The sequence below is a fragment of the Marinilabilia sp. genome, assembly GCF_016278715.1.
In the GTDB taxonomy this organism is placed as follows: Bacteria; Bacteroidota; Bacteroidia; order Bacteroidales; family Marinilabiliaceae; genus Marinilabilia.
The window spans coordinates 1-21,834 of the sequence record NZ_JADQBH010000019.1 but is presented as its reverse complement, the minus strand read 5'-3'; the positions used below and the strand labels follow the sequence as shown (position 1 = coordinate 21,834).

Annotated in this window: 13 protein-coding genes; 1 reads left to right on the top strand and 12 read right to left on the bottom strand. The window is 44.5% G+C overall.

Translation table 11 applies throughout. The features are described 5' to 3' along the window. Positions 1–216: 216 nt before the first annotated feature. From QZZ43_RS01285 to QZZ43_RS01250, 8 genes are all read right to left on the bottom strand, one after another. A complete protein-coding gene (locus tag QZZ43_RS01285) occupies positions 217–1,221 on the bottom strand; it encodes a cellulase family glycosylhydrolase (RefSeq protein WP_291855327.1) in 1,005 nt (334 codons plus the stop codon). 133 nt (positions 1,222–1,354) lie between these two features. Next, positions 1,355–2,956, bottom strand: a complete 1,602-nt coding sequence (locus QZZ43_RS01280) for a sulfatase (protein ID WP_291855324.1) — start codon at positions 2,954–2,956, stop codon at positions 1,355–1,357. Between the two features lie 8 nt (positions 2,957–2,964). Further along, positions 2,965–5,259 (bottom strand): beta-glucosidase BglX, encoded by a 2,295-nt coding sequence (gene bglX / locus QZZ43_RS01275; RefSeq protein WP_291855321.1) that lies wholly within the window; start codon positions 5,257–5,259, stop codon positions 2,965–2,967. 40 nt (positions 5,260–5,299) lie between these two features. Further along, positions 5,300–7,696 carry a glucoamylase family protein gene (locus QZZ43_RS01270; protein ID WP_291855318.1) on the bottom strand — a complete coding sequence of 799 codons (2,397 nt, stop codon included), beginning with the start codon at positions 7,694–7,696 and terminating at the stop codon, positions 5,300–5,302. A 235-nt stretch (positions 7,697–7,931) separates the two neighbouring features. Next, entirely contained in the window at positions 7,932–9,356 is a 1,425-nt protein-coding gene (locus tag QZZ43_RS01265) for a glucoamylase family protein (RefSeq protein WP_291855315.1), read from the bottom strand. A gap of 277 nt (positions 9,357–9,633) precedes the next feature. Then, positions 9,634–11,376, bottom strand: coding sequence for a LamG-like jellyroll fold domain-containing protein (locus QZZ43_RS01260; RefSeq protein ID WP_291855312.1), 1,743 nt, complete (start codon positions 11,374–11,376; stop codon positions 9,634–9,636). A 27-nt stretch (positions 11,377–11,403) separates the two neighbouring features. Next, on the bottom strand, positions 11,404–12,939 hold the full coding sequence (locus QZZ43_RS01255; RefSeq protein WP_291855309.1) for a RagB/SusD family nutrient uptake outer membrane protein: 1,536 nt from the start codon (positions 12,937–12,939) through the stop codon (positions 11,404–11,406). Positions 12,940–12,957: 18 nt separating this feature from the next. Then, positions 12,958–15,969: a TonB-dependent receptor gene (locus QZZ43_RS01250; protein WP_291855306.1), complete on the bottom strand. Its 3,012-nt coding sequence runs from the start codon at positions 15,967–15,969 to the stop codon at positions 12,958–12,960. 366 nt (positions 15,970–16,335) lie between these two features. On the opposite strand from QZZ43_RS01250, the gene QZZ43_RS01245 reads away from it, so the two are divergent. After that, positions 16,336–19,182 (top strand): triple tyrosine motif-containing protein, encoded by a 2,847-nt coding sequence (locus QZZ43_RS01245; protein ID WP_291855303.1) that lies wholly within the window; start codon positions 16,336–16,338, stop codon positions 19,180–19,182. A gap of 46 nt (positions 19,183–19,228) precedes the next feature. On the opposite strand, the gene QZZ43_RS01240 is transcribed toward QZZ43_RS01245, so the two are convergent. The 4 genes from QZZ43_RS01240 to QZZ43_RS01225 form a co-directional block, all read right to left on the bottom strand. Beyond that, positions 19,229–19,741: a DUF4251 domain-containing protein gene (locus QZZ43_RS01240; protein WP_291855299.1), complete on the bottom strand. Its 513-nt coding sequence runs from the start codon at positions 19,739–19,741 to the stop codon at positions 19,229–19,231. Positions 19,742–19,806: 65 nt separating this feature from the next. Then, entirely contained in the window at positions 19,807–20,406 is a 600-nt protein-coding gene (locus tag QZZ43_RS01235; protein ID WP_291855296.1) for a hypothetical protein, read from the bottom strand. A 278-nt stretch (positions 20,407–20,684) separates the two neighbouring features. Continuing rightward, a complete protein-coding gene (locus tag QZZ43_RS01230; protein ID WP_291855293.1) occupies positions 20,685–21,218 on the bottom strand; it encodes a GNAT family protein in 534 nt (177 codons plus the stop codon). A 216-nt stretch (positions 21,219–21,434) separates the two neighbouring features. Further along, a partial coding sequence (locus tag QZZ43_RS01225) for a family 20 glycosylhydrolase (protein ID WP_291855290.1) occupies positions 21,435–21,834 on the bottom strand: 400 nt, incomplete at its 5' end.

The window sequence follows — 21,834 nt, the reverse complement described above, 5'->3', positions numbered from 1 at the left end:
CACGAGATTCAAACAGAGACGATTTAACGATAAAACAACCTTGTTTTTAGGCTTACCTGCCAAGGTCAGCCCTCATCAAGCCAGTCAGCACGTTAAAAATATTTATTTGGGACAGAATTGACAAAATATAGAGAAACAAAAAGCTGCCTCAATCCGAATTTCCTGCAATTGGACTGAGGCAGCTTCAACTATTTCCGTTGCCCGTTAAAGGAGATATTATTTATCTCCAGACATGACTCCTTTAAAGAATTCTCCCGCGCGTGTAGGTGTGTAGTTCCAGTCCTTAATCAATTGAGGCGACCAGTCGGGATCAAACACCCAGGCCACATAGGAAATGCCTTTACTGTCAAAATAATCAGTCAGTATTTTGCCATACTCGTCATCTCCCAAACAAGGAATATGTGCGCCTTTTTGATCGGGATACATATAACCTACCTCGGTAGCAATTACCGGGTAATTATCAGCTACAAAACCAAAATCCTGCTCCCATTTGGGCACCCAGGGTTGCTCACGCTTCTGTGGGTAAGGATGGCTCACGTAAGCAATGTTTTCAACAGGCAGTGGTTGCTCCATTACAGGTGTTAGGTCATAAGCCCAGTTAAAACCTGCCACCAATGGAACAGCATCAGGATTGTTGGCACGCACTATCGATATAATATCCACCAATATATCACTCCACTGTTCCCAGGTTAAGGTCCCCAACTGTCCAAGGAAAGTAGTCGGCTCATTGAAGATTTCGTAAAGAGCAACAGCAGGCTCATCTTTGTATCTGCGACTGATGGTATACCAAAATCGGTGAGTTTCCTGAATGGATGTATGATACATCTCATTCTGAAATAACCCGGTTCGCAGGTTTCCAATAGAATGCCAGTCAATAATCACATACAATCCGGCCTCTTTCGCCCATTCAATCCCCTGATCGAGTAATTTTAAATACGCCTCCTCGCCTCGCTCGCGCCAGGCTTTAGGATGCACAGGTAAACGCACAACATTGGCACCCCATGCCGCCAATTCTTTAAATAGTCCGGCTTTCCACTGCCCTTCTTTTTCCAGTCGATCGGGATCTGCAATGTTCAGGCCTTCAAATACCACAACTTCTCCCTGTTCATTGACAAAGTTTTTGCCATCGACCGAAATACGGGAAAACTCATTGTTCTGCCCGGAAACCGAGACTGTCAGCATCAGGAAAAACAGACATAAAAAGGAAAATCTTGTCTTCATAAAATTTTGGTTAGATTAACTGTTAATGAAAAGTGTATCAGAAACACTTTAACAAATATAAACAATTTTTTCCCCTCATGAAAAAAAAGATTCTACCACACTGATGTATGATTAGTTCAGGAAGCTTACCAATTCAATGCCCTGCCCAAATATCTTCATCCTTCCATTGGTTTATCGGCGGTACCTGGTAAAACCTCATCAAAGAATCCAATTTTTGACGAAGGCTGGCCTCCTTTTCGTCAAAGGCTGCATCATTGATAAGGTTATTCATCTCGTCGGGATCCTTCTCTAAATCATACAACTCCCATTGATCGATGTCATTATAAAAGTGAATCAACTTATATCTTTCAGTACGAATCCCATAGTGACGCTTCACCATGTGAAATCCGGGATATTCGTAATAATGGTAGTAAACAGATTGTCGCCAGTCAGAAGGTTCTTCTCCCTCCAGCATCGGTCGGAGTGACCTGCCCTGCATATCTTCGGGAACAGAAACTCCGGCAAAATCAAGAAATGTTTCGGCGAAATCGATATTTTGAGTCAAAGCATCAATCACTTTTCCCTTCTCAATATGACCCGGATAGGAAATTAGAAGGGGCATCCGAAAGGAGGGTTCGTACATAAACCGTTTATCGAACCATCCGTGTTCTCCCAGGTAAAAGCCCTGATCCGATGTGTAAACCACGATGGTATTGTCTGCCAAACCATTCTCTTCAAGGTAATCAAGCACCTTTCCTACACCCTCATCCACCGACGCGATGCAACCCATATAGTCGTGCATATATCGCTGATACTTCCATTCTGCTACCTCCAGCTTGCTCATAGCTGCCTCATGAAAAGCATCATTATCTGGGCGATAAGAAGATTTCCAAATACTGTCCTGTTCGGAATTCATCCGCGTAAATTCGCCGGGCCAACGATTGTATCGCAAACTGTCGGAACCTTTTTCCACAGACATTTTCAGATCGTGCCCCTCGTACATATCACGATAAATATTCATCTCCTGTTCGGCTGCAGCAAGACGCCCGGAGTAATCATCGAAGTAAGTATCAGGCAAAGGAAATTTCACTCCGTCATATTTATTCACGTGCCGGAGCGCAGGCATCCAGTTGCGGTGAGGAGCTTTATGGTGCACCATCAGACAAAAAGGCTGTTCTTTATCTGCTCTCCTTTCCAGCCAGTTAATGGAATACTCAGTAATAAGATCGGTCGCATACCCAGTAACACGTGTCGTATCACCCATTTTGATAAAATCAGGGTTGTAATACGAACCCTGATCGTCAAGAATATTCCAGTAATCGAACCCTGTAGGTTCTCCTGACAGATGCCATTTTCCAATCATAGCAGTCTCATATCCTGCTCCTTGCAACATCTTAGGAAAAGTAGGCTTAGTACCATCAAAAGTGACCCCATTGTGGGTAAAACCGTTGATATGACTGTGTTTTCCTGTAAGAATCGCTGCCCTGCTGGGTCCGCAAATAGAATTGCCGCAAAAAGTGTTGGAGAAAATCGCACCATTCTGGGCTATACGGTCAATATTGGGCGTTGGTGCAACCTGACCAATTGGGTGTCCATAAGCACTAATGGCCTGAAAAGCATGATCGTCTGACATAATAAAGACGATATTGGGCGGTTTTTCTTCCTCCACAGCCCTGCTACACCCAAAAACAGATGAAGCAACAACCCCAACAGAGGCTAACAATTTTATATTCAGAAGACTTAGACTGTTCTTCATAATTCTCTTTATTCAATCAACTCAAATGAAGCAGTTTGTAACTCATCCGAATTGGTTCCGATAAAAACCTCAAAACCACCGGGTTCAGACACAAAATCAATGTCGTAATTATAAAACGACAACTCTTTTTCAGTAATCACAAACTCTACAGTTTTGCTTTCACCGGACTCCAGCATAATTTTTTTGAATCCCTTCAACTCTTTAACCGGAGGGGTGATACTTCTAACCTGATCATGAATGTACAGCTGCACCACCTCCTCCCCGGCATAATCCCCGGTATTGGTGACTGTTATTGAGGCCGTTAACGAATCTTCGGATGTCATAGATGATTTATCCAGAGTAATCTCACTGTACTCAAATTCGGTGTAACTCAGTCCGTATCCAAAGGGAAAAAGGGGAGAATTCTCTACATCCAGATAATTGGAACGAAATTTCTGGAACTCGTCTCCCGGATTGGGGCGACCTGTGGCCCTGTGACTGTAATAGACAGGAATCTGCCCCACATTGCGGGGGAAAGTCATGGTCAGTTTTCCTGAAGGATTGTAGTTTCCAAACACCACATCGGCAATAGCATTTCCAGCTTCCACGCCTGGATGGCCGGTAAAAATAATCGCATCGGCCAGCGCCAGCTCTTCGTCAATAGTCAGTGGACGACCACTCATGATAACCAGCACAAGGGGTTTACCAGTGGCGTCAAGCTCTTTCACCAGTAGTTTTTGACTTTCGGGAAGTGAAATCTCCGACCGACTTGCTGATTCACCGCTCATCTCAGAAGCCTCTCCAACCACCGCCACAATAACATCGGCACCAGCAGCGACCTTCACTGCCTCCGAAAGCAGATCAGCAGGATCGCGATCATCAATGACAATGCGCGGACCAAAAACATTAACCTTTTCGGCAAATTCAGCATCATCAGAGATATTAGCCCCTTTGGCATAACGGATGTTCACAGAATTACCTGCGACATTTCTCATCCCTTCCAGAACGGGAACTGAAGTCTGAGGATCCCCCGAAACAGCCCAGGTTCCCAGCATATTGTTTTTGTCGTTGGCCAGGGGTCCAACCAGAGCAACCGTCCCTTCACTTTTCAATGGCAATATCTGATCATTATTCTTGAGCAAAACCATTGAACGCGCAGCAGCATCACGAGAAACCGCACGGGTGGCCTCTGTCAGAATCTCCCTGGCAGGAAGAGCCTCATTCACATACAAAAAAGAATTGTCGAAAAGCCCCAGTTTGTATTTGGCTTCCAGAATTCGTCGGCAAGCATTATCGATGTCTTCGTCTGTTACTATTCCTTCATCCAGAGATTTCCTGAGTGTTGTCAGAAAACCCTCGCCAACCATATCCATATCCAAACCAGCCTTCAGAGCCAATGCCGACACTGCCTGCAAATCGCCCATTCCGTGAGCAATCATCTCATTTACGGAGGTGTAATCCGAGACCACAAACCCATCAAAACCCCATTTGTTGCGAAGCACTTCAGTCAACAACCATTTGTTACCTGTTGCCGGTATTCCATCCACATCGTTGAAAGATGACATTACAGAACCAACCCCTGCGTGGACAGCAGCCTTGAATGGAGGAAAATACTCATTAAACATACGTAACCGACTCATATCCACCGTATTGTAATCACGGCCTGCCTCAGGAGCACCATAGAGGGCAAAATGCTTTACTGTGGCCAGCATCGTGGTATTCGCGGTGAGATCATCCATTTGATACCCCTGAATCATGGCTTTGGCTATCTCCGAACCCAGAAAAGGATCTTCCCCAGCAGTCTCTGCCACACGTCCCCAACGAGGGTCCCGTGAAACATCAACCATGGGAGAAAAAGTCCAGTTGAGTCCATCGGCTGTTGCTTCCACCGCAGCAACACGGGCTGTCTTTTCAATTAAATTCATATCCCAGCTAAACGAAAGCCCCAGTGGAATCGGGAAAGTAGTTTTATAACCGTGGATAACATCCGACCCAAACAAAAGCGGGATTTTAAGACGACTGCCTTCTACCGCAAGGGTTTGAGCTTTCCTGACCTTTTCGGGGGAGGTTACGCCGAAAATGCCCCCCACTTTTCCTTCCTTAATACTTGCTTCCACATTGGTACTCACTGCCTCACCGGTTGGAATTCCTCCTCCAGGAGTAATCAGGTTCAACTGTCCGATTTTTTCCTCAATGGTCATCTCATCCATCAGGTCACTGATAAATGAGTCCATTTCTCCTCCTGCAGAATCATTTGCAGAAGGCCGGCTGCAGGACGAAATAGTCAGGCCCGCTATCAGAAACATCAAAAAAGTGCGTATCATATTGATATGATTTATTAGTTGTTTACTAAAATCTGTTTATTTATTTTTCAACCATCAGTTTGGCCACATAACGCCTGGTACCGTTTCTTATTTCAAGAAACCAGAGCCCATCCGAAAGCCCGGAGCAATTGATATAGAGCCCGGGTGAGGTAATCAATCGCTCCTCACTGCGAACCAGTTGTCCACTTGTATTAAAAAGGCGGATAGTAACCGGAAAATAAGAATTCACCTGTGGCAAGGCAACAAAAGCGCGCCTGGACACAGGATTGGGGGATACCTCAAGGGTGATAGCCTCCGGCAAACCTTCAAATACAGAATTGTCCTGATATTGAAAACCAAGCTTTTCAAGCCCTGCCTGCACCTCGGTATCTTTCATTACATTTTTCCATAGCAAACCAGTACGATGGTTTTCAATCATCACTACAATAGGCCCCTGATCAATGCCAATGTAGGCTTCCTTTATCCAGTTGCGACTGTCGTTAAAGGCATCGTACGGACCAAAAATTCCAAACAGTTCCTGACCCCGTTGGCGATAGAGGTACTTCAGAAATCGCATGGACTCCACAGGCAGATAGGGCATGCTGGCCAGGGCGGCAGTGGGGCTAATGGTTCCGTTGTCGTTATTCCAGGGTTCGTGAGCAGTATATCCATCCGGATCATCACTGGCGGTAAGGCCCCAGCAATCGGGACCATAACCTTCGTGATTCATGGGGTTATCCACAGCATAAGCATAATGTATTTTCACTGTATTCACATGCTCATCCCAGTATTTGGCATATTGATCTTCCAAGCCGTGCGGATTAATGCCCAAATGAGAATAGTGCAGCCAAAACAACGGCCCGCCCCAGTCGGGCGACAAGTTAATATCGTAATTATAGAATGTACGTGGATTCACAATTCCTCCATCCCGGGCCCAGCCTTCCTCATATACCGTTCTCTCAATACCGTGCACCGGTGATGAAGCAGCCATCAGGTAAGTAACGAGTGATTCATTCCATCCTCTTACCTTCATTCCTTTTTGAAAGCCGAAATTAGGCGACCAGTGCCAATACAATACATTTTCGCCATTGCGGTACCAGTCCCACTCAATTTCCTCCCAAAGGACTGCCGCCTTCTCCCTAATTTGAACTGCCGAAGCATCCGTTCCCGAAAAATAATTTCTTAAAGCAATGAGGGCCTGTGCCACATAAGAAGTCTCCACAATATCACCCCCATCATCATCAGGGGTAAAAGCTTTGGTTTGACGGGTATCTCCGTTGTACCAGTGCGACCAGGCACCATGATGACGTTCACAGGTCGTCAGAAAATCCAAAATCTGCAGCACCCGCTCTTTTACCTCTACACGGGATTCATACTCCCTTTCATGTGCCACAATCAAAGCCATAAGCCCCATTCCTGTAGCACCGGAAGCCACTGTGGTTCCATCACCATTGGAACGCTCCAAAGCCATCCCGGAAGCCTGATGGGCCCCATCCCAAAAATAACGAAAGGCATATCGCTGAACCATATCCAGCAATTGTTCATCGGAGAAAACTTGAATATCTGCAGATGTTTCCTGAGGTGGGGACTCTTTCCCCGTAGCGGCGGTAACTACACGGTAGTGAACCGTGGAATTACGCGCTTCCACAGGTACAAAATCCAGGAAATATTCATTGGTGGTTTCGCCCTCCACCACATAGTTTTGTCCTCCGTCGTAAGAGGCATAGATTCTATGGTTCAGATCATTTGCCGGACTGGTCCAGCGCAATTCGGTATGACTGTCATATCCATCTGCGGTAAGATTTTCAACCTCCGGAAGTTCATCCACCCAGGTAAAAGCAAAAAGGTCATCGATAAGCAGGAGACGGGAACTTCCGTCACTCTCCGACTGGTTAAACACCACACCCTTGATTTTCGAAAAGTCGAGCGCATCATTGGCCGCATCAACTCGCAAAATGCTCAGAGGAATTCCTATCCGTGTCCATTCACCGGGGGGAATACCTGAGTTGTGCCCGCCAAGAGAATAGAGAGCAGACTCCACATCTCCGTCGTTGTTTTTATTGATTCCCCGCAACCCGATTAATGGCAATGCAGAAGCAGGCAAAAACTCCTCTGAATAAACAAAAAAGGCCAGCGAATCATGCAGTGACAAATCAGCCGTTGACCACCCGCTTCGGTAAATGGTTATCTTCCAGTTTCCATCCGGGGCAGATAAATAATTGAACTTCAGGGAAGTTTCGCCCCGGTGCGCTGTGGTTGAGCAAGGTACTTTGTCGTTGTATTGAGGAGCACCGGGAGGAAAAGTAAATTCAAAAGTACTTCCTCCCAATCCGGCTTTATCAACAACTCCCTGGTCATAATAACTCTCATCAGTCCCTTCGGTAAAAAAGAACACCTCCTGAGCCAAACCGGCTAACGATAACAATGCAGCAAAAATAAGTGTCGCCAGTCTTTTCATCCTTATAAATTTTACTAATTAGGGCCAGATGGAACTTATCATGATTTTTTAATCATTTCCTTTTGTGATCAATATTTCGTTAAGCTTTTGCAATAGATTGAACACCAATCGCTTGCACTCAAAGGTGTTTGGTTGTTAAGACCCAGCATATCAGAGCTTTACGCAACACCTTATATCTAACGATCTATTGTGTGATTATAATGAATCAAAAATCATGAACATTTAATTTAATAATTTATTCGGACTCCGAATGAGGACTTTTAAACCCCAGCCTTCTCAGTCCGTTTAGCACATCTTCGTCCTGCATAAAAAGATCCCACAAAAGTCCGGAGCGGTGATTCTCAATCATAACCGGAACGGGGCCCTGGTCAATGGCTAGATAGCGCCGGGGAAACCACTGATACTCTTCACTGAAAGCATCATAAAAACCGTATTTTCCCCACAATTTATCACCAAGATCCTCATAGAAATGACGTATCACTGGCATTACCTCATCAGGGGCATACGGAAAAGATGACAACGCTGCCGTGGGGGAAATCACACTCAAATCAAAAGAAGGTCTGTGACCCGCATAGCCTGTTTGTTCTGAGTTACCTTGTGCAGGCTTTTCACTGGATTGTCCGGTTATGTATGCCGCGGCTCCGGGAACACTGTAACTGGAAGTAAGGCCCCAGCAGTTTTCGCCATATCCCTTGTATTCGTTTGGATTGTTGATACAATGCTGTCGGTTAATCATGGTATGAGCGACATTGTTCTGCCAGTAATCCCCGTATTGGTCTGTTAATCCCCGGGGGTCAAGGCCCAAAAACGAATAGTGCGCCCAAAACAACGGACCACCTTTCTTTGCATCCACATGATGTTTCAGGGGTAAAGTATAGCCAAAGGTGGTGTACTCAGTAGCAATTTCACCATTCTGCGCCCATCCCTGATGATAAACAGAAGGCTGCACCGGATGCGTGGGAGACGAAGCTGCCAGCACATACATTATCAGGGCTTCATTGTAGCCGGTTACGCCAAAATCCATTTTCCAACCATGATTGGGCGACCAGTGCCAGTAGAGAATATCTTCACCCCCTTTGGTGTACCAGTCCCATTCCACTTCACGCCAGAGTTGATCTATCTTTTCGACCAGCTGTTGTTCCTCGTTGCTGCCATCTTTAAAATAGTGTTTTACAGCAAGTAATCCTTGCACCAGGAAAGCAGTCTCTACTAAATCACCTCCATCATCATAGTTCGAAAAAGGTTTTACTTTTCCGGTTTCTCCATCCAGCCAATGTGGCCATGCGCCATGAAAGCGGTCGGCTTTGTCAAGAAAATCCACTGCCTTTGTAAACCGCTTAAATCCTTCCTCCCGCGAGATAAAACCTCTTTCGATGCCCACCAGAATGGCCATCAGTCCAAAACCACTTCCGCCTGTTGTTACAATATTTTGATCATTTTGAGGATAATCACCATCCAAATGAACCCGTTCACGAGCCAGACCGGAATTGGGTTCTGCCCCGTCCCAGAAATACTGAAAAGTGCGGTATTGTACAGAGTCAAGCAGTTGGCTGTCGCTCAAACCATTATCAGAGGTGCTTCCCTCCTGACTCTTTTTTCCTGAAAATGAACAGCCTGCCCCCAAAAGAAGCAAAAGACCGATCGTAAAATATTTTTTCATCAAACCCTGTTTTTTATAGCGTAATAAGGAAAGCTGCCCGGCAGATGCCGGACAACCCTCCCTTCTCTATCTACAGATTTACAGTTGTGTATATAGTGCTAGCAAGAAAACGACAATTCTTGCGTTATGCTCGTCTTCAAAACAGTCATTTACGAAAAGTAAAATCCTGTTTTTCAGCCATCGCAAGCCTTACACTCGTCGCCTTCTTATCAAGCACTGGAAAAAAACATGTATACTCTTGCTGGCACTAGGTAGTGCTTGCAAGAAAACGAACTTATTAATTTCCGCTTTCACTATTCATGATAGCTTGAATTTGTTCCTGTGATAATACGCTGTTAAAAAGTCGCAACTCATCCATATAGCTATGGTCAGACAGATGGTTCCACCCGGCGAAGCGTGGAGCTCCCGACATGACTGACATTACATCGCAACCAGTCCAGTCAATAGGGCTGGAATCTACAGCCATAGCCACTTCGCCATTGATGTAGATAATCGTTTGACTTTCAGAGATGGTAAATGCCAGATGCACCCATTCATTCAGTGATGGGTCAATTGTTCCACCATCGTTCCATACCTCACCGTCACCGGTTCCAATATTGAGTTTAAAACGTTGCTCAGTTGCCGAACCTTCACGGAAGAAACGGAATCCCGAGGTTCTCAGGTTTTGTGCATCAGGATTGTCCGGATCCGGAGGACCAGCCACCAACAGTCCTGCCCGGTCGGGTACCGGATTGGACTTGTACCAGAACACAGCACTAAACTCATTATTTGTCAACCCTTCGGTGGGATAAGTCAGGTAAGAATCCGCCGCACCTGCGTAGGCGTCCCGCCCGGCAACACTCTCCCCGGCAAATCCGGGAATGCCGGTTTCGGATGCCATGGTTTCACTAATTTTCTCCTCATAAGTACCGTCGAACGGCATATAGAAAATTTCATTATCATACTTAGCCTCATAAGGAGGTATTTCACCTTCATCGGCCATTACGGACTGAAGTTCGGCCTGTGACAAGGCCCTGTTGAAAATGCGGAGTTCATCATACATACTGAGATCTGAGTTGTGGCCCCAATACGTAAAATTAGGAGCTCCTGAAGCAATCGAAATCTCATCGCATCCTGTCCAGTCAATTACACCGCCATCAGTAGTAGCTACCGGCTCCCCATCAAAATAAATGATAGTAGAAGCCTCAGAAACGGTAAAAGAAATATGGATCCACTGGTCTGCTGAAGCATCAATAACATCCCCCTCGTTCCAAATCTCAGCGCTTCCTGTCCCCACATTCAACTTAAATCTTTGGGCTAATGCATCTCCCTCCCGGAAAAAGCGCAACCCTTTGGTACGATCTTCCCCTTCGGGACTAATAGACATCACGCCTGCATTTCCGGGTACCGCATTAACCTTATACCAGAATGCTGCAGTAAAAGCTCCGGTATTCAAGATATCGGTAGGGAATGTGACATAAGCGTCAGAAGCTCCCTGATAGGCCTGAAGAGATATCCCGGCATCAGAGAATCCGGGTTCTCCAACAACGGAGCCCATTTCCTGGGAGACCAACTCCATAAAATCGCCGTTAAAGGGCATGTAAAATACTTCCCCGTCAAATTTAGGTTCATAAGGAGGTACTTTTTCGAAATTCACCTCCACTGTTGTGGTTTTTCCATCCAGGTCGGTAGCTGTTACCGATAATGTGTGCATTCCGTTTATCAACCCTTCGTAAGTCAGGCTTTTAATAAACCTGCGATAATCAATAAAATCAGTAAACGAACCTATTTGCTCACCATCCAGTGTCACCACCACATTCCCGATCTCAATGTCATCGGTCACCACAAAATCAATATCAATGGAGGTTTCCGGTTCTGTAACCTGAATTCTGGTTCCCTCTTTGGGATAATTGAGGGTTATTTGCGGAGCCGCTTCATCCGGCCCCGGCTCTACGTTTGAAATGGGATCAATGCCTTCTTCGCATGAACCAGCAAAAAGAAGCAGCATTGAAAAGACCAGTATATTCTTTAAAATCTTCATGATATTTCTGTTTTAAATTCAAGACCATTATTCAGCATCAGTTCTAAGTGCGGGCAACAGGTCAACCTGGGCCTGAGGATAGGGCAAATAAGTTTTATCGGCACTAAACTGACGACCATCGTAACTAAGTTCATTGTAATTCTCCGTTCTGATCATGTCATAATAACGAATGCCCAATTCCATTGCCAACTCTGCAAATTTCTCATCCAAAACCTGCTGCGTGGTAACGCCTGTGAGAGTATTCAGCCCGGCCCTTTCACGAACTTCGTTAACAGCCTCGTCTGCCGTCATCACAGAACTATTGGCACCTCTGGTCAACGCTTCGGCATGCATCAGGAGAATTTCTGCGTAACGCGTGAGGATATAATTCTTATTGGTTCCGTATGCATTTCGCCCTTCTGTAAGTTGATTGGATGGCAGGTACTGTTTTCCGCTCGAAAACATGCCTCTCGGAAAATCATTAATAATATCACCAGAAGGAGTCGTATTGGAAATCCAGGCCGGCAGGTTAGCATAAGCTGCATCTTCCTGAATTTTGGCAATTCCACGATTGGTAAAAAGCACACTGGTCTCCAGGCGAAGCCGTTCACCACGATCAAGCATAAACTTGATCCACTTCAGACTGGGCTCAAAAAATCCCCATCCACCACCGGCACCTTCAACTGCAGGCGTCCAGTTTTGAGGTCCGTAAAAATCATATTCGTGGCGACTGAGGTCTCCGGAGCCTTGTCCATAATCGGAATATTGCAATTCCAGCAGATTCTCATCATTCAATTTCCCGGGAATCTTAAAAAGATTATAAAAATCGGGTTCCAGAGAAAAGAGTCCTGATGAAATAATCGCTCCTGTAGCATCAGCCACTCCCTGGTAATTTTTCATTTCCAATTGGGCCATAGCCTTAATTGCCAATGCCGTATATTGGGTAACGCCCCCGGGAATATCGGTTCGCTGATTGGGCCGCATATCAGGTAAGTTTGGAATGGCCTCATCCATCTGATTGGAAATGTGTTGCATCACCTCTGTTTTGGGTGAAAGCTCCATGGTATATAATTGAGAAGGGTCGGAACTTTCAGTAATAAATACATCACCCCACATCCGCGAAATCTGGAGTAACAACCAGCCGCGCAACACTTTTGCCTCAGCAATATACTGATCGCCTTTGGCCTGTGAGGCACCATTTGCAATGTAAAGTTCCACCTGTTCCATAGCAGAGTGGGCCGTAAAAATGTCTTTGTACATATTCTGCCAAACAGAATTGAACATCCAGAAATTCCGGTTATAGTTGAATTTATCTGTATTGGCATAATCCTGCTGGTCGCCTTCGCCACCATGGTTCACATCATCACCCCTGACAGCCAGCAAAGGAATGTCTTCCCATCCTCTTTGATAAAAATCCGCATACGTCCCAATTAAAGGAAGTACCATATTGTCCGAGATGGTATAATCTGTTTCATCAGTAAAAGCCCGGTTTTCAGCAGGCTCATCCAGAAGATCGTGACACGCTGTGGAAAACAGCAAGCCTGCAACCGAAACAGTGAGTAAAATATATTTGACAGGTTTCATAATAAATTCTTTTTTAGATTAAAACTTCAGGTTGAGTCCTACTGTATAGACGGCCGGAATGGGATAAGTCTGACGGTCGATACCATCGGAGACTTCGGGATTGAACCCGTTGTATTCAAAAATGGTCAGCGGTCGTTCTGCAGTAACATAAATACGGGCTTCCGGAAGTTGTCCGTCCAGCCACCGTTGGGTGTCCAGGGTATATCCCAGCTGGATATTCTGAATCCGCATAAAAGAACCATCCTCTACAAAATAATCGCTCATCTTTTGATTCCAGCTCTTTCTCAGACCGGCGGAGGAAGGATATTTATTGGAAGTTCCTTCTCCGTGCCAACGATTTTTGGCAAGGTCGGCATCCAGGTTTCCATCATTGGTCCAGATAATTTCTCCCCTTTTCCGGTTCAAAATTTTATTCCCTGTTTGTCCGGTAAGACTGAGAGAGAAATCAAAATTCTTATAGTTGAGGCCAATATTGGCACCATACATTAAAGAGGGGAAATATGATCCCAATACCACACGGTCCTTATCATCGATTATATTATCACCATTCTGGTCTTTATAGATAAAATCACCGGGCTCCAGGGTAACGCCTTCAGCTGAGGGTGCATCTGCAATCTGAGCTTCATTCTGATACACCCCGACGACCTCGTGACCAAAGAAAGCAAGCAATGGCTCTCCTACGATGGATCGCTGCCGGAATTCTGCAGAGCCTCCATCAATGTAGGGCTGACCATACAGGTCGCGTACTTCATTTTCCAGTGTGGAGATGTTCGCACCAATATTGAAACTGAAGTCATCAGAAATACTGTTGCTGTAATTCAATGCCACCTCAAGTCCTGAATTTCTTATAATTCCCACATTTCGAAGCACTCTTTCTCCAACAGACGGAACATTTACACGAATGGCAGCATTCTTGGTATCCCTGATATAATAATCGGCTTCAAGCGAAAGATTACCATTAAGAAATCTGGAAGAAATACCAATATTGGTCTCTTCGGTCAATTCCCATTTCAGTTCGCTGTAAGTACTGGCAGCAATGGTTCCTGAAACCAGGTTATCATTGATCGCAGTATTTATTACTTCGGTAGTCCGGGCTCCGTCGCTGGCCTGAATTTTATCATTACCAAGCTCTCCCCAGCTACCGCGAATTTTCAGATAATCAATAAAAGCAACCTCATCCATAAAAGATTCTTCGGAAACAACCCATCCGGCACCGATGGTCGGAAAATAGCCCCAGGTCTCCTGATATTTGGAGCTTCCGTCGGCCCTCATGGTTCCGTAAAGCAAATACCGGTTATTGAAGTTGTAAGAAACTCTTCCGAAGTAAGAAATACCGTACTGACGAAGTCCATCATCATTTACTGAGTTTTCCGGTGTAGTTTTAGACTGATTAAGGTACCAGGCCTGTTCCTGATCAACAGGAAAATCCAGTCCCTGTGCCCAAAGTCCCTGATAAGCTTCATCACGATATGACGTACCTGCCATCACGGTAAGGTCATGGGCTCCAAAATCTCTCTGAAAGGTAAGCACATTGTCCCAAATCTGGTTTGACCAGTTGGCAGCGGTTTTCCACACAGAGGAGTTCTCACGTTGAGCATTCTCGGTTAAATAATACGGTAATCTCACCTCTCTTTTCTCAGAAGATGAGAAATCCTGGTTGTAGGTGGTCTTAAAGCTCAGCATATCCGGGATAATATCTATCTCGGCATAAAAACTGGCCATAATTTGTCTTTGCTTATCGCGATCATTAGAGAAAGCCAGAGAGGTAAAGGGATTCTTTCCACCTCTGTAACCAAGGGTCTGAGCACTGGCGTATTTCTCGGGCCAGGCATTCTCATTCTGCTCATCATAAACTGGCATGGTGGGAACTGCGTAATAGGCATCAAACCAGGCGGCACCATCCTGCATGTATTTGGTAGAATTGCTAAACAAAACATTGGCTCCAACAGTCAGCCTTTCCGTGGCTTTGTAATCAATTTTTGAACGCAGATTAAACCGTTCGTAGTCGTTCTTCATATCCAGAACCCCCTCCTGAGCGAAATAATTGGCCCCCAGAGAATAGCTTGATTTCTCGCCGCCACCGGTAACTGCCAGACTATGATTTTGCATAGCACCGGGTCGCAGAATTTCATCGTACCAGTCGGTATTAACAGCAGGAACATTTGGATTTATACGGCTCCGGCCATATCGCTGCATGGCATTTTGAATAAACTGGGCATCGGCAGCCGAACCCGATTCCATGGCCATGGTTGTAAACTGCTCGGCATTGGCCATTTGCAGAACATCCTGAGCTATCTGATAACCGTAGTAACCATCGTAGGTAATTTCAGCGTCCTGGTTGTAGCCGCCCGACTTGGTTTCGATAAGCACCACTCCGTTTGCCGCACGCACACCATAAATTGCAGCTGCAGAAGCATCTTTTAATACAGAGATGGAAGTAATGTCTGAAGAGTTAAGGAAATCGATGTTGTCAAAAAACATCCCGTCCACCACATACAATGGCGACTCATTTCCCTCTCCGGGATACGACCCGATACCACGAACCCGAATAGTGGGGCTGTCGCCCGGAGCACCACTACTGACCACCTGCATACCGGCCACTTTTCCCTGCATCGCCTGCATGGCTTGTCCGGTTGGCGTTTTGGCCAAATCGTCGGATTTAATCGTCGTAATAGAAGATGTAAGGTCTTTGACCTTCATCTCACCATATCCAACCACCACGACCTCATCCAGATCCACGGTTGATTCAGTCATTTGTACATTTATGACACTTCGACCTTCAACCGGCACTGTCTGCACCTGAAGCCCAACAAAACTAAAGGTAAGTATAGCGTCGGGAGGAACAGACAGATTGAAATTCCCATCCATATCGGTAATGGTTCCCGTAGTGGTACCTTCAATAACTATTGAGGCCCCCGGAATACCAAGACCATCCGAGCCTGTCACTTTTCCACTGACGGATATTTCATCCTGTCCGAAGACAAATGCAGACACCAATAAAAAACAGATAAACAACAGAGTTTTTCTCATGACTTTGATTTTTTTGTTTTTGCTGAAGTAAAATTACAGCCACACCTACCCTCTGAGAAAGTAATTTGCTACACCAACAACTCTCATTGTTAAAAAATGTGATTATATTTTTCACAATCACCTCATCACATCACACTAAAAATCTATCGATGTGAATATTACAAACCTCTATTTATAAAAATTAAAAAACATTTTTTCGATGTAAATCTTTAAAAAATGTGGTATTTTTTGCCTTTTAATGAGTAAAAAGGGTAATTTGTTTAGAGAACCTGGCAACCGGACAACACAATTTTACATTTTTACGACTATTTTAGTCCGAACATACGAAACCAAAACCGAAAAAACTGATTGTTTAAAAAAGAAGAAATGAGAAAATCCCTGAAATTCCTCCTCATTTTTCTAACCCTTACTCCTATTGCAACGTCCGTCAATTTACAGGCGCCCCATGTCATAAATTTCAACAAACATCAATATGGGGGTGCCAATAAAAACTGGGCTATTGCAATGGATTCGCAGGGTTACACCTACTTTGGAAACAGCATCGGGCTGATTGAATTTGACGGGGTATCCTGGCATTTATACAACTCCCTTAATGGATTTGCCATCCGGTGCATCGCCATCGACAAGGAGAACCGCATATTTACGGGAGGATACCGTGAACTGGGTTATTGGAAACGCAACGAAACAGGACGACTGGAGTATCACTCACTCACACATCTTGCCGAAGAGCATTTTCCAAAGAATGAGGAGTTCTGGAATGTTTTTATTATTGAAAACAAAGTTTATTTCCAGTCTTTTTCGGGCATCTATATTTATTCGGAAGGTCAGTTTTCTGTCATCCAGGTTAACGGATTCATAACCAATGCGACAGTTCTAAACAATGAACTGCTCATTGCATTGATCCACCAGGGAATATTCAAAGTTACAGGGGACCAGTATCATCCACTCCTTTCCGGGGCATTTTTCAACAGCAAATCTGTCACTTTTATCGACCGCATTTCGGAAAACAATTATCTGATTGGCACCGAGTCCAGCGGCTTCTTTGTATTCAATACTGCCACAAACCAGGCCCATCCCTGGGCAACAAATCTTACCGAATCACTCATTCGCAACAACATCAACAAGGCAATACATTTAAAAGACGGTCATACTTTCGTAGGTACCATCCTTGACGGAATAAAAATTCTTGATTCAGGGGGCAAACTGACTCAAAGTATAGACATAAAGACCGGGCTTCAAAGCAATACCGTTCATGCCATGAAATGCGACAGACTGGGAAATATCTGGGTTGCATCGGATAAAGGGCTGGATTTTGTCTCCTTTTCATCATCGGGTTCCTACAGTATATTCAGGCATCCCGAACTGGGTGCTGTCTATTCGGCGGCCTTGTATGACGGAATGCTATATGCCGGTACCAACCAGGGGCTTTTCCGGCGTGAATGGCTACGTCAGAACGAACGGTTTGAATTGGTTCCCGGAACACAGCGTCAGGTATGGGACTGCGACATCATCGACAATAAAATATTTGTGGGCCACAACTCCGGAACATTTCTTATTGACGATCATAAGCCCCAACTGATATCGAACCACGCAGGCGGATATTCCATAACCCAAATCCCGGAACGCCCCAACCACCTGCTTCAGAGCACTTACAGCGATTTGGTTGTTTTTACCAAAGAAAACGGTCATTGGAAAGCCAATAACATTGTCAAAGGTTTTAGCGACCTGATACGCTTTGTCGAATTCGACCACCGCAACAATCTTTGGGCATCTCACCGCTACCAGGGAATTTACAAAATCAGGCTGAATGAGGCGCTGGATTCGGCCATTCAGGTAACCCACTTTAGCAAAAACTCTAATATTTGGCGACAGGGAGCCAGCATTCGCACATTCTCGGTCGAAAACCGAATCGTGTTCACCAATGAAGAGCAGATTTACACCTACGATGATCTGAAAGATTCCATCGTTCCCTACGCATTTTTAAACAATCATCTGGGAGATTATTCATCTTCATTCCTGATTTCCGGAGGACCCGACCACCACTACTGGTTTATGAATTCCTCAGGAATTGCCCTGTTCAGAATTCTTGGAACAGACGTGGAGAAAATCAGAGAATTTCCCATTGCCCTATTCCGCAACGAAATGATTCCCCGTGAAGAAAACCTCATTCCACTGCACAACAGAAAGGCCTTGCTTTGCCTTGAAAATGGCTATGCAGTGCTTGATGCTGATATTCCGGAAAGTGGAAGCAGAATATCTGGAGAAAGGTTACATCTCCGGGAAATCAAAATCAGCGGGCAATCCGGAAAACCGGAAGTATTATCGCCCTTCACAAAAAAACCGGTCATTCCCCACGGGAAAAATAACCTGATTCTCCGGTACTCATTCCCTCTTTTTTCCAGCGAAAAAATTTCCTACCAATATAAAGTCAGCGGACTCATCGGCGAATGGTCAGCCCCAACCAGTCAGCCCCGATTTGTTATCAATCGTATTCCTCCCGGAGAATACACTATCAGCGTAAGAGCAACCAACAATTGGGGCCATACCTCAGAGATACACAAACTTCCTTTTCGGGTTAAACCTCCCTGGTATCAGTCCTCCCTTGCCTTTGTCATTTATGCGCTGGTCTTTGCCGGCCTTTTCTTTCTGGGCAAACATATTACAATCAAACGGGTAAAACTGAATGAAAAACACAAACGAGAGGAAAAAGAACGGGAACTCATCCAGCTGAGGAATGATAAGCTTCAATCTGAGCTTTCCTTCAAAAGCAGACAGCTGGCCAATTCCACAATGGGAATCATCAAAAAGAATGAGTTTCTGATATCTCTCAAAGAGAAATTAAAGCGTCACAAGGAGCAGCTTGGTACGCGATACCCGGACAAATACTACAATGAACTGACAAAAAAAATCGACAGCAACATAACAGGCGATGACGACTGGAAAATGTTTGAGTACAACTTCAACCTGGCTCATGAATCGTTTCTGCAATCCCTGAAAAACGAATATCCCGACCTTACACCAAGCGACCTGAGGCTATGTGCCTTTCTGAGAATCAACCTGACCTCGAAAGAGATTGCCCCGTTGCTTGGCATTTCTGTAAGGGGCGTGGAGAACCATCGCTACCGGGTACGAAAAAAACTAAATCTATCGGGAGACACCGACCTGACAGAGTTTATTCTTACTTTTCAGGATGGAAATGATCACCCTAATTAACAGTGTCTCAAAACCATCAAATAGATGTTTCTAACAAAAACGCACATCAGTTTCCCTCAACCCGGGATACATTCCCCTGGTACCTGATTGCACTTCGATTATGACTTATTACATTCAGAGAGGCATCTCCATTGTAGGAGATTTGCAGAGACACCTGAAAATAATCACCATCGTTCACCTTGAAAGAATATGTAATAATTTTCTTTTCTTCATCGACATCAGATTCCTGTTCTTCCATCTTTCCTGAGAATTCAATACCTCCACCTCCTCCGTAATCAACGCTGAAAGCCCTGCCAAAAAAGGGCAGATCCCCTACGGCTGTTGAGTCTTCTTTTACCTTAAGATATCCGTAATTGGTAGTCAGATCAATAGATGCTCCACCTGAAGGGAAAGCATGGTCAGCCTCAAAAATAAAATTCCGGCTCTTTACCAGCTTTTTTGTTTCTTCAAACTGCTGTTGTCTCTTTTCAACTTTGGTCATTTTCTGCTGAGCTCCCACGGAGGTCAAAGCTCCGAAAATAAAAGCACCAGCCAGAAAAAATGAAGCTAATCTTCTCATATCTCTCCTGTTTTTTTAGTTTCTCACTTCAAAAACATCCAAAATACGTGCCGGAATCTCCTCATTCAAAAACAATAACACCAGGAAACACCCCAATAACTTTCTTCTAAGGAAAAAGAAATTCCCTCCATAAAATCCATTCGTGATGAATGCAATACCCCATAAAGTATAAGATCAAACACCAGCAAAAAGCTTCCCTGAAGGATTAAAGATTTCCCGTAGCCTTTCAGTAAATCTTTACGCTTGTCGGAATTAGATGAAAGATTCCTGAGCAAAAAGCCTGTACCAATATAGGCCACATCCAACCCACTGTTGATCAACAGTATTTTTTCTATTTTCCGGGCTTCATCCAGAGCTTCTTCTACCCCAAACATCAGCGGACCCGTTTGCATATTGTTATATAGAGCAAATCCGGCAATCCCCAGATTTACAGTATTCCAAAACAGATTCATCTGATGAAAATATTTTGCATCTCCTCCATATCGGCTCCAACCGTAGACACCGGTGGCAATATTCGCCACCGCCCAAACCCCCAAAATAAACATCCCTGTATTTTGGCATTGAAGATGTGTTGAGTAAAACTCACCAGCACTTACCTGAGCTGATATTTCACTGAAAAGAAATAATGCAATGGCAATAAAAAAAAGTTTACGTCCCCAACACATAAAATTTTTACTTGGTTTTTATACCTCAAAAGTCGAAGAAAATAATAAGACACTTCTTAAACATTGGACAAACCCTGATGGTTCTCTTTTCAACCCAGGCACTTATTTCGGTTAAAATTCACTACAGAGAGTTCCACATGGGGATGCTCTTTGAGCATAGGTACTCTTTTACTCTTGAGATTCAACCGGGTAGTATAGCGCCAACAACTCCTTTTGCCGATTAGCACACTTCCAAGAAGAAAAAATTCCTAAAACAACCAGAAAAACCAATAGCTATTTCATTGTCTCCATTTATCTTTAATGATGGCATACCGGTATTCATCACATACCACCCCATTCTTGATGAGGGCTTTCTCAAAGATGCATTCCAGTTTAAAACCGGCTTTTTCCAACACCCGCTGAGAACCTTTGTTGAAGTCAAATACACCGGTAAAGATTCTGGTCAGGTTCAGATGTTTAAACCCGTAATCCACCATTTGCTTAACGGCTTCTGTCATAAACCCTTTGCCCCAGAAAGGTTCGCCCAGCCAATAGCCGATTTCTGCAGAGATGCGATAAACATCCGTTTGAGGAACAAGCCCGACAGCACCAACAAATTCACCTTCATATTCGACGGCAAAAGTGGTCTTCGGATCTTCCTGGTTACAAAAACCAATAAACTCCCGGGCATCCTGCTCAAAATACGGGTGGGGAATAAAATCCCGGATATTGTTCCATATTTTGCGGTTATTAATTAAGCGCGCCAATGTTGGTGCATCACTCTCATAGAAAGGGCGGAGTCTTATTTTAATGGGATTGGTATAGGTTGTCATATAGGTAAAGTTTAACGACAGGTGTTGAGCATTTTAATTGATGAAATTAATTATAAATTTTTAATTAAACTTGTCTTTTACAATCCTAAAAAAGGAACTTAGTCGAAAAAAAAAAGAGATGGCCCCTTTTGAGACCACCTCTTGTGTCGTGTCATATATAAATTAATTCAGGAAGCTGGTTTGAATTTCCACAATCATGTTACTTCTCTGGTAAAACTAATCGGTTTCTGAAACCACTTCATCCGTTATTTCGATATCCATAAAATACCCGGATTCATCCTGCCAGGGAACCAGCTCCGATTCATAAAAATCAATCCCCAGAGCTTTCATGCGCTCCCGGTGCTGGCCGAGACGAACTTTATATTCATCCCATACTCTGTTTTCATAAGAGGTCCACCCGATTTCAGCAATTCCTATGACTCTTGGGAACATCAGATATTCAATATCGTCGAGGGTTTCGATAGTTTCGGCCCACAGAGGAGCTTCTACACCCAAGATATCCACTTTTTCAATTCCCTCGACCAGTGAAACAGGATCCCAGTTGTAAGCATCATCCACTTCGGTAAGTCCTGCCCATGTGAGTCCTAACGGGCTATTCTCATTATATTTGATATCC

Excerpts from the sequence above, each read along its gene's own strand:
- QZZ43_RS01285 (WP_291855327.1), bottom strand. The coding sequence starts at position 1,221 with ATGAAGACAAGATTTTCCTTTTTATGTCTGTTTTTCCTGATGCTGACA.
- QZZ43_RS01280 (WP_291855324.1), bottom strand. The coding sequence starts at position 2,956 with ATGAAGAACAGTCTAAGTCTTCTGAATATAAAATTGTTAGCCTCTGTT.
- bglX (WP_291855321.1), bottom strand. The coding sequence starts at position 5,259 with ATGATACGCACTTTTTTGATGTTTCTGATAGCGGGCCTGACTATTTCG.
- QZZ43_RS01270 (WP_291855318.1), bottom strand. The coding sequence starts at position 7,696 with ATGAAAAGACTGGCGACACTTATTTTTGCTGCATTGTTATCGTTAGCC.
- QZZ43_RS01265 (WP_291855315.1), bottom strand. The coding sequence starts at position 9,356 with ATGAAAAAATATTTTACGATCGGTCTTTTGCTTCTTTTGGGGGCAGGC.
- QZZ43_RS01260 (WP_291855312.1), bottom strand. The coding sequence starts at position 11,376 with ATGAAGATTTTAAAGAATATACTGGTCTTTTCAATGCTGCTTCTTTTT.
- QZZ43_RS01255 (WP_291855309.1), bottom strand. The coding sequence starts at position 12,939 with ATGAAACCTGTCAAATATATTTTACTCACTGTTTCGGTTGCAGGCTTG.
- QZZ43_RS01250 (WP_291855306.1), bottom strand. The coding sequence starts at position 15,969 with ATGAGAAAAACTCTGTTGTTTATCTGTTTTTTATTGGTGTCTGCATTT.
- QZZ43_RS01245 (WP_291855303.1), top strand. The coding sequence starts at position 16,336 with ATGAGAAAATCCCTGAAATTCCTCCTCATTTTTCTAACCCTTACTCCT.
- QZZ43_RS01240 (WP_291855299.1), bottom strand. The coding sequence starts at position 19,741 with ATGAGAAGATTAGCTTCATTTTTTCTGGCTGGTGCTTTTATTTTCGGA.
- QZZ43_RS01235 (WP_291855296.1), bottom strand. The coding sequence starts at position 20,406 with ATGTGTTGGGGACGTAAACTTTTTTTTATTGCCATTGCATTATTTCTT.
- QZZ43_RS01230 (WP_291855293.1), bottom strand. The coding sequence starts at position 21,218 with ATGACAACCTATACCAATCCCATTAAAATAAGACTCCGCCCTTTCTAT.